At 57.6% G+C, this 13,750-nt stretch carries 11 protein-coding genes and 1 pseudogene; 6 read left to right on the forward strand and 6 right to left on the reverse strand.

The window, feature by feature from the left end; translation table 11 throughout:
• The first annotated feature begins 4 nt into the window (after positions 1 to 4).
• The 4 genes and pseudogenes from atpA (at position 5) to BST95_RS03090 (ending at position 4,380) form a co-directional block, all read left to right on the forward strand.
• Positions 5 to 1,548: pseudogene (gene atpA, locus BST95_RS03075) on the forward strand (F0F1 ATP synthase subunit alpha).
• Positions 1,549 to 1,565: 17 nt separating this feature from the next.
• The gene (gene atpG, locus BST95_RS03080; protein ID WP_066056725.1) at positions 1,566 to 2,429 is read left to right on the forward strand and encodes a F0F1 ATP synthase subunit gamma; all 864 of its coding nucleotides are present in this window, start codon (positions 1,566 to 1,568) and stop codon (positions 2,427 to 2,429) included.
• A 96-nt stretch (positions 2,430 to 2,525) separates the two neighbouring features.
• Entirely contained in the window at positions 2,526 to 3,923 is a 1,398-nt protein-coding gene (gene atpD / locus BST95_RS03085; protein WP_066056728.1) for a F0F1 ATP synthase subunit beta, read from the forward strand.
• A 28-nt stretch (positions 3,924 to 3,951) separates the two neighbouring features.
• Positions 3,952 to 4,380, forward strand: coding sequence for a F0F1 ATP synthase subunit epsilon (locus tag BST95_RS03090; protein WP_066056733.1), 429 nt, complete (start codon positions 3,952 to 3,954; stop codon positions 4,378 to 4,380).
• Positions 4,381 to 4,482: 102 nt separating this feature from the next.
• On the opposite strand, the gene BST95_RS03095 is transcribed toward BST95_RS03090, so the two are convergent.
• The 5 genes from BST95_RS03095 to BST95_RS03110 form a co-directional block, all read right to left on the reverse strand.
• The gene (locus BST95_RS03095; protein WP_084198121.1) at positions 4,483 to 4,782 is read right to left on the reverse strand and encodes a Rossmann-fold NAD(P)-binding domain-containing protein; all 300 of its coding nucleotides are present in this window, start codon (positions 4,780 to 4,782) and stop codon (positions 4,483 to 4,485) included.
• A 17-nt stretch (positions 4,783 to 4,799) separates the two neighbouring features.
• Positions 4,800 to 5,165, reverse strand: a complete 366-nt coding sequence (locus BST95_RS19595) for a methyltransferase domain-containing protein (protein ID WP_338073417.1) — start codon at positions 5,163 to 5,165, stop codon at positions 4,800 to 4,802.
• 391 nt (positions 5,166 to 5,556) lie between these two features.
• A complete protein-coding gene (aguA, locus tag BST95_RS03100; RefSeq protein ID WP_084198122.1) occupies positions 5,557 to 6,648 on the reverse strand; it encodes an agmatine deiminase in 1,092 nt (363 codons plus the stop codon).
• Positions 6,645 to 7,523, reverse strand: a complete 879-nt coding sequence (gene aguB / locus BST95_RS03105; RefSeq protein ID WP_084198123.1) for an N-carbamoylputrescine amidase — start codon at positions 7,521 to 7,523, stop codon at positions 6,645 to 6,647. The genes aguA and aguB overlap by 4 nt, the downstream gene beginning before the upstream one ends.
• A gap of 90 nt (positions 7,524 to 7,613) precedes the next feature.
• Positions 7,614 to 8,354, reverse strand: coding sequence for a TrmB family transcriptional regulator (locus BST95_RS03110; protein ID WP_084198124.1), 741 nt, complete (start codon positions 8,352 to 8,354; stop codon positions 7,614 to 7,616).
• A gap of 132 nt (positions 8,355 to 8,486) precedes the next feature.
• Between BST95_RS03110 and glmU the strand changes: the two genes are divergently transcribed.
• Together glmU and glmS are read left to right on the forward strand one after the other, a co-directional pair.
• Positions 8,487 to 9,857 carry a bifunctional UDP-N-acetylglucosamine diphosphorylase/glucosamine-1-phosphate N-acetyltransferase GlmU gene (gene glmU / locus BST95_RS03115; RefSeq protein ID WP_084198125.1) on the forward strand — a complete coding sequence of 457 codons (1,371 nt, stop codon included), beginning with the start codon at positions 8,487 to 8,489 and terminating at the stop codon, positions 9,855 to 9,857.
• Between the two features lies 1 nt (position 9,858).
• Positions 9,859 to 11,688, forward strand: coding sequence for a glutamine--fructose-6-phosphate transaminase (isomerizing) (gene glmS, locus BST95_RS03120; RefSeq protein WP_084198126.1), 1,830 nt, complete (start codon positions 9,859 to 9,861; stop codon positions 11,686 to 11,688).
• A 50-nt stretch (positions 11,689 to 11,738) separates the two neighbouring features.
• Here the strand turns inward: glmS and BST95_RS03125 are convergent, their stop codons facing one another.
• On the reverse strand, positions 11,739 to 13,655 hold the full coding sequence (locus tag BST95_RS03125) for a hypothetical protein (RefSeq protein WP_084198127.1): 1,917 nt from the start codon (positions 13,653 to 13,655) through the stop codon (positions 11,739 to 11,741).
• Positions 13,656 to 13,750 lie beyond the last annotated feature (95 nt).

Genomic DNA, 13,750 nt, shown 5'->3' on the forward strand with positions numbered 1-13,750 from the left:
CAGCATGCAGCAACTGAATCCATCTGAGATTAGCGAGATTATCAAGTCGCGCATCGATTCACTCGATGTGTCGTCTGAAGCTCGCAACGAAGGTACCGTGGTTTCCGTAACCGACGGTATTATTCGTATCCACGGTCTCGCCGAAGTTATGTACGGTGAGATGATTGAATTTGAAGGCGGCATCTACGGTATGGCGCTGAACCTTGAGCGCGACTCCGTTGGTGCGGTAGTACTGGGCGACTACAAAGGCCTGAAAGAAGGCCAGAGCTGTCGTTGCACAGGCCGTATTCTGGAAGTGCCCGTTGGTCCTGAACTGCAGGGCCGCGTAGTAGACGCGCTGGGTAACCCGATTGACGGTAAAGGCCCGTGAACGCGGCCATGACTGACGCACTTGAAAAAGTTGCTCCCGGCGTAATCGCCCGTCAGTCAGTTGATGAGCCCGTTCAGATTGGTCTGAAAGCGGTTGACGCGATGGTACCCATCGGCCGTGGCCAGCGTGAGCTGATTATTGGCGACCGCCAGATTGGTAAGACTGCGATTGCGGTTGACGCCATCATCAACCAGAAAGGCTCCGGCATTAAGTGTATCTACGTAGCGGTTGGTCAGAAGGCCTCCTCTGTTGCTGCTGTAGTGCGCAAGCTGGAAGAGCACGGCGCCATGGACCACACTATTGTGGTTGCTGCGACTGCTTCTGACCCTGCTGCTATGCAGTACCTGGCACCTTTCGCCGGTTGCACCATGGGTGAGTACTACCGCGACCGCGGTGAAGACGCCCTGATTATTTACGATGACCTGACCAAGCAGGCCTGGGCTTACCGCCAGATCTCCCTGCTGCTGCGTCGTCCTCCGGGCCGTGAAGCCTACCCTGGTGACGTGTTCTACCTCCACTCGCGTCTGCTCGAACGCGCCGCGCGCGTTAACGCCGACTACGTTGAGAAGTTCACCAACGGCGAAGTGAAAGGCCAGACCGGTTCTCTGACAGCACTGCCTGTCATTGAGACTCAGGCAGGTGACGTTTCTGCGTTCGTACCGACCAACGTGATTTCTATTACCGACGGTCAGATCTTCCTGGAAGCTGACATGTTTAACGCGGGCATCCGTCCTGCGATGAACGCCGGTATCTCCGTATCCCGTGTAGGTGGTTCGGCCCAGACCAAGATCATGAAGAAGCTGTCCGGTGGCATTCGTACCGCACTGGCACAGTATCGCGAACTGGCGGCGTTCTCGCAGTTTGCTTCTGACCTCGACGATGCTACCAAGGCCCAGCTGGATCACGGTGAGCGCGTAACCGAGCTGATGAAGCAGAAGCAGTACTCACCCCGTTCCATCGCTGAGATGGGCCTGGTGATTTACGCTGCGGACAACGGTTTCCTGAACGACGTTGAAGTTGCCAAGATCCTGGACTTTGAAGATGCACTGTTGTCCTACGCCCACGCCGAACAGGGTGAGCTGATGAACAACATCGTCGCAACCGGTGACTGGAACGACGAGATTGAAGGTGCCTTTAAGGCCCTGCTCGAAAACTTCAAGTCTACCCAGACCTGGTAAACCCCGAGGACCAGTAAATGGCAGTCGGAAAAGAAATCCGGACCAAGATCTCGAGCATCCAGAGCACGCAGAAGATCACCAGCGCCATGGAAATGGTTGCTGCTTCCAAAATGCGTAAAGCTCAGGACCGCATGCAGCTGGGCAAGCCTTATGCCCGCCGCATGCGCGCTGTGGTCAGTCACATCGCTAACGCCGCCCCCGAGTACAAGCACATGTACATGGAGCAGCGTGAAGTTAAGCGTGTGGGCTACATTGTTGTCTCTACCGATCGCGGCCTTTGCGGTGGCTTGAACGTCAACCTGTTCAAGAAGACCGTCAAGGACATGAAAACCTGGAACGACCAGGGCATCGATATCGATTTGTCCCTGGTAGGTGCCAAGGCCATCGCCTTCTTTAACAGCTATGGCGGCAATGTCACTGCAGCCGTTCGCGACCTGGGCGAAGAGCCCTCGGTTGCCGACCTTATCGGTGGCGTAAAAGCCATGCTGGATGCTTATGCAGAAGGCAAGATTGATCGCCTGTTCCTGGTGAGCAACGAGTTCGTCAACACCATGACTCAGGACCCACAGGTGGAGCAGTTGCTGCCCCTGGAGCCCAAAGAGTCTGACGAGATGAAGCACCACTGGGACTACATCTACGAGCCCGACGCAAAAGAACTGCTGGAAGCACTGCTGACTCGTTACATCGAGTCTCAGGTATACCAGGCGGTTGTTGAAAACGGTGCCTGTGAGCAGGCCGCGCGTATGTTGGCGATGAAGAACGCCACCGACAACGCTGGTGAGCTGATCGAAGATCTGCAGTTGGTTTACAACAAGGCGCGCCAGGCGGCGATTACCCAGGAGCTGTCTGAGATTGTCAGCGGCGCTGCGGCGATCGGCTAAGCGATTAGAAACAATAGGCGGCAGACCACTATTTTCGCGACCAGAAAATAGGCTCTGTTCCCGGTTTGAAAGAATTTTATTAGAGAGGATCCGAACATGAGTAGCGGACGAGTCGTACAAATCATCGGCGCGGTAATCGACGTGGAATTCCCACGCGATGCTGTGCCGCAGGTATACGATGCACTGAAGATCACCGAGAAGGACACTACCCTGGAAGTTCAGCAGCAGCTGGGCGACGGTGTGGTTCGCGCGATTGCGCTGGGTTCTTCCGAAGGTCTGTCTCGTGGCCTGACCGTAGAAAACACCAATGCACCCATCTCTGTGCCTGTTGGCCCTGAGACTCTCGGTCGCATTATGGACGTACTGGGTAACCCCATCGATGAGTGTGGCCCCATCGGCGAACAGGAGCGTGCTCCCATTCACCGTGAAGCCCCCGCTTACGACGAGCTGGCTGCTGCTGAAGAGCTGCTCGAAACCGGTATTAAAGTTATCGACCTGGTCTGCCCCTTCGCCAAGGGTGGCAAGATCGGCCTGTTCGGTGGCGCCGGTGTTGGTAAGACCGTAAACATGATGGAGCTCATCAACAACATCGCACTGCAGCACTCCGGTCTGTCAGTATTTGCCGGTGTAGGTGAGCGTACTCGTGAAGGTAACGACTTCTACTACGAGATGCAGGAGTCCGGCGTTGTTAACGTTGAGAACTTCACCGAATCCAAGGTAGCCATGGTATACGGCCAGATGAATGAGCCCCCCGGCAACCGTCTGCGCGTAGCACTGACCGGCCTGACCATGGCCGAGAAGTTCCGTGACGAAGGCCGTGACGTTCTGCTGTTCGTCGACAACATCTACCGTTACACACTGGCGGGAACCGAAGTATCGGCACTGCTGGGTCGTATGCCCTCCGCGGTAGGCTACCAGCCCACCCTGGCGGAAGAGATGGGTGTACTGCAGGAGCGTATTACCTCAACCAAGGTTGGCTCTATTACTTCTATCCAGGCGGTATACGTACCGGCGGATGACTTGACCGACCCCTCACCTGCAACCACCTTTGCTCACCTGGACGCGACCGTTGTACTGTCTCGCGACATTGCGGCGAAAGGTATTTATCCTGCGATCGACCCGCTGGATTCAAGCTCTCGTCAGCTGGATCCGCTGCTCATCGGTAGCGAGCACTACGACACTGCCCGCGGTGTACAGAACGTACTGCAGCGCTACAAAGAGCTGAAGGACATTATTGCGATCCTGGGTATGGACGAACTGTCCGAGGAAGACAAGCAGACTGTTGACCGCGCGCGTAAGATCGAGCGTTTCCTGTCTCAGCCCTTCCACGTGGCGGAAGTATTCACCGGCTCTCCTGGTAAGTACGTTTCCCTGAAGGACACCATTTCAGGCTTTAAAGGCATTCTGGCCGGTGAGTATGACCACCTGCCCGAACAAGCTTTCTACATGGTTGGCAGCATCGACGAAGCCGTCGAAAAAGCCAACAACATGTAATCCAGCTGTCATTTAGAGAGGCCATACCATGGCAATGACCATTCACTGCGATATCGCCAGCGCCGAAGAAGAAATTTTCTCCGGCCTGGTGGAGCTGCTGGTAGCCACCGGCAGCGAAGGTGAGCTCGGCGTCAGCTACGGTCACGCGCCGTTGCTGACCTCGCTGGTGCCCGGCCCGGTTCGCGTCGTTACCCAGAGCGGTGACGAAGAGGTGTACTACGTTTCTGGCGGCTTCCTGGAAGTTCAGCCTGGCGTGGTTTCTATCCTGGCCGATACTGCCCTGCGTGCCGACGATGTCGACGAAGCAGCCGCTGAAGAGGCGCGTCGCGAAGCAGAGCAGGCCCTGACCAACCAGTCCGGTGAGTTCGACTACGGTCGCGCTTCCGCACAGTTGGCCGAGGCAGCCGCCCAGCTCGCTACCCTGCGTAAGATGAAGAATCGGGCTGGCCGCGGTTAAACGCAGCTCTTGTTCCGGTTTGAAGAAACCCCGGTATTACCGGGGTTTTTTTTGTCTGTCAGTTATGGGCGGTTGTTGTGATAGAGCGTTTATCGCCTAGCTTCAGCCATCCAGGCAGAGCAGCTCCGGGCTCAGGCCTAACGAACCCAGCCTGGAACCGATCTCAGCTTCATAGACAGGGTTAACGACGATTACGGTGTCAGGCGGCGCTGCACGCAAATCAGCTGTCGCAATAACCATCTGACCTGTACCCGGCATAAATGCACCTTGCTTGTGAGGATTGATGTCGACCATCTGCTCGATGCTATCGCTACCTTCGATCCGGGTGAGAAACGATACCGCTTTTGAGCCTCCGCCCCACAGCACCACGCGTTTTCCCTGCTGTCCAACAGGTTTTGCCAGCGTGTGCTTTGTTGCTGCTAGTGCTGGAGATAATGCGCAGCCGCTGCCAGTTCCTCATGTGGGTCACTTATTGTCGAAGACGTTCGTGCACAAGGCTTGGCTACCAACATGATGTACTGGTCATCGTACTCAAGCCGGCTATCGAGTACCTCGAAATCACAACGTTCAAAAATTCGCCGCAGCGATGTTTCGCTGAAATAGGAACAGTGCTCGTAGTAAATGCCCCAGAAAGCGCCTTCACGAAGAACACGTAGTACATCGGGTAGCTCAAAGAACACCAGCGTGTCTTGCGCATCATCGAGTGCGTCACGCAGTTGCTCGACAAAGTCGCCTGCGTTGGGGATAGCTCCAGAGTGTGGCGGCAGACAACGACATTTGCAGATAGGAGCTGGTCAACCCGCCTATGGGTTCACCGGGCTCTGCATGCAGAGAGGGCGCCGCCCATTCGCTACCCACTGCAGGGTCTGGGTAGAAATCATAGTTGGTGACAGCAAGCGTACACACGTGCTCGTCACGCGTTCGTTCATCGGCTATTGCCAGGCAGGGAAATTAAAAGGGTGATAAAAAGCGTTTTTAGTAGATCCATTTTGACTTTCCTCAATGTCACCCGGGCGAGAACTCGCCTGCGGGTTCCGCAGACTATAGTTGCTGGGTATTGGAGCGCCCTTGAATCAGTCGATCAATTTCTGATTTATTCCTGATCAGGAAAAAGCAGCGTAAATTCAGGGGTTAGTGCGCTACCGGAGGGCGCTAGACACCGCGGTTTAGTGTGCCTCAGCTCGCAGGAATCTGCTGGGTAATGCAGTGGATGTTGCCGCCGCCGAGCAGAATTTCCCGGCCCGGCACACCAATTAGCGTATGTGCTGGGAACACGCGTTGCAGTAGCTGCCTCGCGGCTTCGTCGGTGGCGGAATCCAGCAAGGGGAAGACGACCCGCTGGTTGGTGATGAGAAAATTGGCATAGGAGCCGGCCAGTCGTTCGCCTGGTTCGCGCACCATATTGGACGAGGGCTGAATGCCTGCGGCCTCTTCGTCGGTCATGTACAGCGGGCCAGGTAATGGCAGCTTGTGCACCTTGATTTTGCGGCCGCGCGCATCGGGCTTGGCCTCGAGCACAGCCAGTGCTTCGCGGCAGATGTCGTACACCGGATCCTGAGGATCGTCGCACCAGCTCAACAGGACTTCGCCGGGGCGCGCGATGTGCAGAATATTGTCTACATGACCGTCGGTTTCGTCATTAACAACCCCCCGTGGTAGCCAGAAGAAAGTCTCTACGTTCAGGTATTCACGCAACAGGTTTTCTATGTCGGCTTGATCGAGGTGCGGGTTGCGCCCCGGATGGAGCAGGCACTCGGCCGTGGTGATACAGGTACCATCACCGTCGACGTGAATGGAGCCACCTTCCAAAACCAGCGGTGCACTGTAGCGTGCCTCGCCCCTGACGCTGAGGAGCTCAGCTGCCAGCGCAGCGTCCAGTGACCAGTCTTCGTACAAGCCGTTGACCTCGCCGCCCCAGGCATTGAACTGCCAGTCTACACCGCGTACCTGACCCGTATCGTCGCGCACATAGGTGGGGCCGATGTCGCGCATCCAGCTATCGTTGCAGGGTATTTCGAGTACGGAAACGTCCGTGGGCAACATGGCCCGAGCGCCTGCGGCCCCCTCTGCAGAGGTACACATGATGACGGGTGTTTCAGCGGCGATGGCACTGGCGATTGCAGCAAAAGCCGCCTGGGCGGGTCCGGCATTGTTGCGCCAGTTATCACCGCGCTCCGGCCAGGCCATCACTACTGCCTGTTGCGGTTCATGTTCGCCGGGCATCTGAAAGCCGTCGGCCCTCGGTGTAGAGGCCAGGGTATCGCTCATGTGTTGTCGCCGCAGGCCAGGTTGGCGATCGGGCTGTAGAGTTCAGGGCGACGATCCCGGAATAAGCCCCAGGCACGGCGGTATTCAGCCGCTGCCTCCAGATCGATTTCTGCGATCAGGATTTTCTCTTCGTCTCTGCCGGCTTCGGCGATCTTCTCGCCGGTGTGGTCGGTGATGAATGACGAGCCATAGAATGTGGTGGTAATGCCATCGTCTTCTTCCACGCCGGTGCGATTGGAAGCGATAACAGGCAGAACATTGGCGGCGGCATGGCCCTGCATCACCCGCTGCCAGTGAGCGCTGGAATCGAGGGTGGGGTCCTGGGGTTCGGAACCGATAGCGGTTGGGTAAAACATGGCTTCGGCGCCCATTAACGCGCAGCAGCGGGCGGTTTCCGGGAACCACTGATCCCAGCAAATGCCGGCGCCGAACGTGCCGTAGCGTGTTTTCCACACTTTGAAGCCAGTATCGCCGGGCGTGAAATAAAACTTCTCGCAATACCCTGGGCCGTCGGGAATGTGGCTCTTGCGATAGTTCTCCATGACTGTGCCGTCGGCGTCGATCATCACCAGGGAATTGAAAAACGTGTTGGTGTCTCGCTCGTAGTAGCTGATGGGCAACACCACCTCGAGCTCAGCAGCCAGGTGGGAGAAACGCTCGATCAGCGGATTGCCAGCCAGGGGTTTCGCCAGGTCAAGATAGCGATACTGCTGGGTCTTACAGAAGTAGGGCGCCTCGAACAGCTCCTGCAGCAGAATAACCTGAGCGCCGCCGGCATGGGCGTCGCGAATGGCCTGCTCGGCCTTGGCCATATTGGCGTCGATATCCCAGCCAATGGTCAGTTGTGTGGCGGCGAAGGTAACAGTGCGGCTCATAAGGTCTTCCAGTGAACGAAAATATCCCTACAAGCATAGAAGAAAATGGACTTGGCTGGATTACCACCAAGGGGTTAACCACTCGGTGGGTTACAGCAGCTCCCATAAAGTATCGAACAGAATTTGCTGGGTAGAGGCGATGGCGGCTGAATCGATGATGACCACCACGGGGTAATTTTTGTCCGCCAGGGTAATCATGGCCACCTTGGGTGGGTAAATAGCAATATAGGACGCGTCGGTGGTTTGCGATGCAGGCAGCCATTTGCGCTCCGCGTACTCGGCTTCGTCACCCCCTTCGCCTACAGCCAGGGCGCGCACGCGAATACCGCGGGCCTCGCGCTGGCGGGTGAAATTGGGGAAAGGCCGGTACAGGTGTTCGCGCAGGGTCTTAGTGGAGATGACCGAGTATCCGCGCTCCGGGTCACTGGCGGTACTGTCGAGAATATCGCGCAGGACAAGCTCGACGCCGTCGTCGCCCTCGTAGAAGCGCACATTGCCAGGGCTGAATTGCCCCTGGGACTGTTTGAGCTCGGGAATGACCTCGGCGCGCAGCTGTTCCATCGCAACCGTCAGTGCCTGTTGGCGGCGTTCGGCCAGTTGCAGTAGTTGCTCCGGTTCTTCCGCCTGGAATACCCGCCGCTTGCCGCGGGGCAGGTAGTTCACCACGCCTTTGGTGGCCAATTGTTTGAGGGTTTCGTAGGTGGTGCCGCGATTGACGCCGGCCTCGGCAGCAACATCGCGAATAGAGGCAGGGCCCAGGCGCAGCAGGGCTTTATAGATATTGATTTCGCGATCGTCGAGACCGATCTGGTACAGGCTATCGTTTTTCATTTGTTGTCATTTTATTTGTGACAAAAAGCGTTGTAATGAATAAAGCTAAGACTAATATGCGCTTATAAAGCAATTTATGTCAAAAAATATCTGACAGGTGATGCCTGATCAGGGCTTGCTGGACACATTTAAATGAATCTTGAAATTATTATTCTCGCCGCGGGCAAGGGCTCGCGCATGAAATCCCCGTTGCCAAAAGTACTGCACCCTGTGGCCGGTAGCCCGATGCTGCAGCGCGTGGTCGACACGGCGCAAACCCTGGCACCCCGTGCCATCCATGTGGTGGTGGGTCATGGGGCAGATGACGTCAAACAGGCCATGGGCGATGCTGCGGTGAACTGGGTCACACAGGCCGAGCAGAAAGGCACAGGTCACGCCGTGCTTCAGGCGCTGCCTGTGATTGGCGAAGACAGCGTGGTGTTGGTGCTCTACGGCGATGTGCCCCTGATTCGCACCGAAACCCTGACTGAACTTGTTGCCGCAGCGGCGTCCGCACCGGCGGTGCTGACGGCGCGTGTCTCCAACCCGGCCGGGCTGGGACGTATTTTGCGCGACAACACCGGTAAGTTGCTGGGCGTTGTTGAGCACAAGGATGCCAGCCAGGCTGAGCTGGCCATCGACGAAATCAATACCGGCGTGATGGCGGTGCCTGCCGCCGATCTGTGCTCCTACCTGCCCCGGGTCGGGAATGAAAATGCCCAGGGTGAATACTACCTGCCGGACGTTCTGTCGCTGGCGGTTGCTGACGGCAGGGCGGTCGCCAGTTGCATGGCCACCTCCGAGGTTGAAGTACTCGGGGTTAACGACCGGGTGCAGCTCAATCGGGTGGAGCGTGAGTTCCAGCGGCGCCGCGCCGAAGATCTGTTGCTGCAGGGTGTGGCCGTGGCTGACGTGAGCCGTTTGGATATTCGCGGCGAGCTGACCTGTGGCAGCGATGTATTTATCGACGTGAACGTCGTGATCGAGGGTGTCGTGCAGCTCGAAGATGGCGCCAGGATCGGCCCCAACTGCGTGCTCAAAAACGCTGTTGTCGGTGCCGGAGCCCAGATACACGCAATGAGCCACATTGAAGAAGCGACGATAGGCCCCGATGCGAACGTCGGGCCCTATGCGCGCTTGCGTCCCGGTACCGAGCTGGCGGCCGGTGCCCGCGTCGGTAATTTCGTGGAGACCAAAAAGGCGCGGATTGGTGTCGGCAGCAAGATTAACCACCTCTCCTATGTGGGCGATTGCGAGATGGGCGCAGGTGTAAATATCGGTGCCGGCACCATCACCTGTAACTACGACGGTGTGAACAAACACAAGACCACCATGGGCGACGGCGTCTTCGTGGGGTCCAACAGCACATTGGTGGCGCCTATTGAGATTGCCGACGGCGGCTTTGTCGGCGCGGGCTCCACCGTGACCAAGGCGGTGGGCGAGGATGAGCTAGCGGTCAGCCGCGCCAAGCAACGTAATATCCAGGGCTGGAATCGCCCCGGCAAACCCGACGGGGAGCAGTAATATGTGTGGCATTGTAGCCGCCGCCGCGCGGCGTGAAGTCAGTGAGATTCTGCTTGAGGGGCTGCGCCGTCTTGAGTATCGCGGCTACGATTCTGCCGGCCTGGCTGTTCTGGATGACGACGCCAGACTGCTGGTGCACAAACGCCTGGGCAAAGTCGCGGAGCTGGAGAAAGCCCAGCACGCGCAGCCCTATTACGGGCCCACGGGTATTGCGCATACTCGCTGGGCGACCCATGGCGAACCTTCCGCAGCCAACGCACACCCGCACACCTCAGGCGATCGCATTGCGTTGGTCCACAACGGCATTATCGAAAACCACAGCGTACTGCGTCAGCAGTTGGAAGCGGAAGGTTATGTGTTTACCTCCGCGACTGATACCGAGGTCATTGTTCATTTGCTCCATCGGGCCATGAACGGCTGCGACGATATACTCAAAGCAATGGCTACCGTGGTTGATCAGCTTGAGGGCGCCTATGCCCTGGCAGCGATTGATCGGGAGAACCCCGGCCAGATTGTCGGAGCCCGCCAGGGTAGCCCGCTGGTGATCGGTGTGGGCATTGGCGAGAACTTTATGGCCTCCGACCAGATGGCTTTGCGCCAGGTCACGGACCGTTTCATCTACCTCGAGGAGGGTGACATGGTACGCATCACACCCGCCAGCATCGCGGTATTCGATGCCCAGGGTGATGCGGTAGAGCGCGAAACCACCCGTATCGCTGAGGCCGAAGAGACCGTAGAGCTGGGTGACTACGATCACTACATGCTCAAGGAAATCTACGAACAACCCCGCGCTCTGGCAGCGACGTTTAGTGCAGCCGGCGGCCATGAAGTTGCCGACAGCGCATTTGGCGAGTGCGCTGCCGAGATTTTCGATCGGGTAAAAGCGGTGCAGATTGTCGCCTGCGGCACCAGTTTCCACGCCGGTATGGTGGCGCGTTACTGGCTGGAGGAGCTGGCGGGTATTCCCTGTGAGGTAGAGGTAGCGTCTGAGTTTCGCTACCGCAAGCGGGTGCAGATTCCCGGCACTTTGTTGCTGACCATATCCCAGTCAGGTGAAACTGCTGACACACTGGCAGCCTTGCGCGATGCGGGCACCGATGATTTTGTCGGTAGCCTGGTGATTGCCAATGTCGACAACAGCTCATTGGTGCGCGAAAGCGATCTGGTATTCCTGACCCGTGCCGGTGCTGAAATTGGTGTGGCCTCTACCAAGGCTTTCACCACCCAGTTGGTAGGCCTGCTAATGCTCACCATCGCACTGGGGCGTCGCAACGGATTGCCGCAAGGGCGTGAGCAGGAATTGGTCAATGCTCTGCATGCACTGCCTGATTATGTGCAGCAGACCCTGGCACTCGATACCGCCATCAAGGCATTGTCCGAAGCCTTTATTCCCAAGCACCATGCATTGTTCCTCGGCCGTGGAATTCACTATCCGGTGGCGATGGAGGGTTCACTCAAGCTCAAGGAGATTTCCTATATCCATGCCGAGGCTTATCCCGCGGGAGAGCTCAAGCACGGCCCACTGGCGCTGGTCGATGACGACATGCCGGTGGTGGCAGTTGCTCCCGGTGATGAATTGCTGGAGAAGCTGAAGTCCAACCTCGAGGAAGTGCGCTCGCGCGGGGGTGAACTGTTTGTGTTTGCCGATCGCCAGGCGGGCTTTACCAGCGAGCCCCGGGTCAGGGTGTTGGCCATGCCGCACTGCCCGGAAGTGGCCAAGCCCATCATCTATACAGTGGCGTTACAGCTGCTGTCCTATCATGTGGCGGTACAGAAAGGCACTGATGTCGATAAGCCGCGTAACCTCGCCAAGTCGGTTACGGTGGAGTAACCGCTGGCTCTGGCGCCGTGCTGATGCGCGAGCGCTGGGGCATACATGTCTCAGCGAAGGCCCCTGGTAGTCTGTTTCTCACGGCGCTCGTCGACTTTGCGCATGACCGGGTGTTTATGTTCATGCGCGGGCTGCAGCGCGTGCAATCGCGGCAGAGTGCGAGTGGCCTTGGCTTGACCATTGACACTTTGAGGCGCGACTGAGAACAGCGCATCGAGGTTTTCACACAGGCTTAGCCCTGGCTGCAGTGTTCGCTGCGCGGGTACGGCGTTGAGGTATTTAGAGACATCGGCTTCATCTAGAATGGTGCTCAGTACCAGTCGCGCGCGTTCCTTGATCTGAGGGACCGACGCACGGTTGAGGCTGCCCCACTGCAAGATGTAATCGGTACAGTCCTGGGGTTCCTGTGCGGGCTCATCCAGGAATGACTGAAGCTTGTCGACGCCGAAGAAGTACGACATCAACACTTCCTCGACCAGGGTAGCGGTGTCTTCGTAAATGGTGGAGTAGGAGTACATGCTGTTGGCTGTGTCGGAGGCAAAGGCCTGGCCGACATCGGCTGCGGTCAGGTTGAGTATGGTGTTATTGGCCTCCACTCCCCGGTACAGCACGTCGGCGACCTGGTACAGCAATTGTGAAGAGAGTGGATAGGTGTTGCCCAAGCCGGCGCTGGCCTCAAGCCCCCACAGTCGGAAGTAAAAGTCCAGCGGCGTCAGCGTGCTGTTCGCGGGTGGCATGATGGCGGGGTGAATGAAATCGTTGGCGTGGGCCAGTTCGTGGGCAATGACATAGCCCAGCGGCAGAATGATCTCCACAAGACTTCGCGTGACGCCTTCGGGATAGTCACCGCTGAAACCCCAGGCGAGGTTGCGCCCGGACAGGTAAGTCCCTGCGGGAATAAATTGCAGCGCGTTGCCAAAGTCGGAACGGAAATCTGGGGTCCAGTCGATGCTTTCACGTTCTCTCGGGGTCAGCCACAAATCCTGCGGGTCGATATAAATGGCGCCGGTTAACGCAGTGAAGAACGCGGGGCGAATGTCTGAGCCAATGACGATGGCGGTAACACCGCGGAACATTTTGAGCATTTCCGGTGGCAGGTTCTGGAGCACCTGGGAATAACGGTTACCCATCCAGCCATGGCTGACCACGACGCGTTGCATAATGTCGCTGACCGATGGGTTGCTGGTCACTGCGCCAATGTATGGCAGGGTCTGCATGGAGCACACGCTGTGCGGGTTGCTGGCGGCAGCACAGTTCACCAGGACATCTTTCCAGGGAGAGGATTGGCTGTATGGCTTCAACTCAGCGATCGGGTTGAGGGACTCTGCAATGCCGAAATCGTAGCTCACGGTTGCCAGCGTACCCGCTTCATCGAGGGTCGAGATCATTAGCCAATAATCATCGGGAATGTAATCCGCGGTGGGCAGAGTGAATTCATAGTTCGGTCCTACTCGCGTCCCCGGGATGATCATGGGCATGCCGGGAGGGGCGACGAAGGTGCGCATAGGGGCGGCGGGGTCACTGCCTTCCAGAACGATAGAGGCGGCGGGAATAGTCAGCGTGCGCGTGCCTGCATCCCAGAAGAACTGGTAGTCGTTCAACACCATCGGGCCCTGGTAGCCGGCGGTAAATGTCGCGTCCAGCGGGATCTCGTCATCCCTGCCCCAGGCGTCTTCTGTGAGAGTCAGGGAGCACTCGAGGACCTGGCCAACACTACAGATTTCATTCCAGGCGCTGAATGAGTGCCCCGGTGCAGGTACTGGCCAGAACGTTTCCTGGAAATCCTCGTTAATCTCGAACACGTACCCGTCGCGATACACCGTGTTGGCCTGTTCCCCAAACACAAAGCCCTGGCCCTGGATGGCGACCGGCATACGGCAGGCCGACAGGAGTACCAGAAACGACAGGCCTAACAGGCGTAAACTGGTTTTATTGAGGCTAGACAGCAGGGTTGCCACAGTGTGCATGTAAGTATCTCCGGACTTAATCCCCTGCGCTGTAAGCGAGGGCATGTGCTGTTACTCGATGCCGTGAGTCTATCAGCGCCAGTGCCGAACGGCAC

The sequence above is a fragment of the Halioglobus japonicus genome (genome assembly GCF_001983995.1).
Classification (GTDB): Bacteria; Pseudomonadota; Gammaproteobacteria; order Pseudomonadales; family Halieaceae; genus Halioglobus; species Halioglobus japonicus.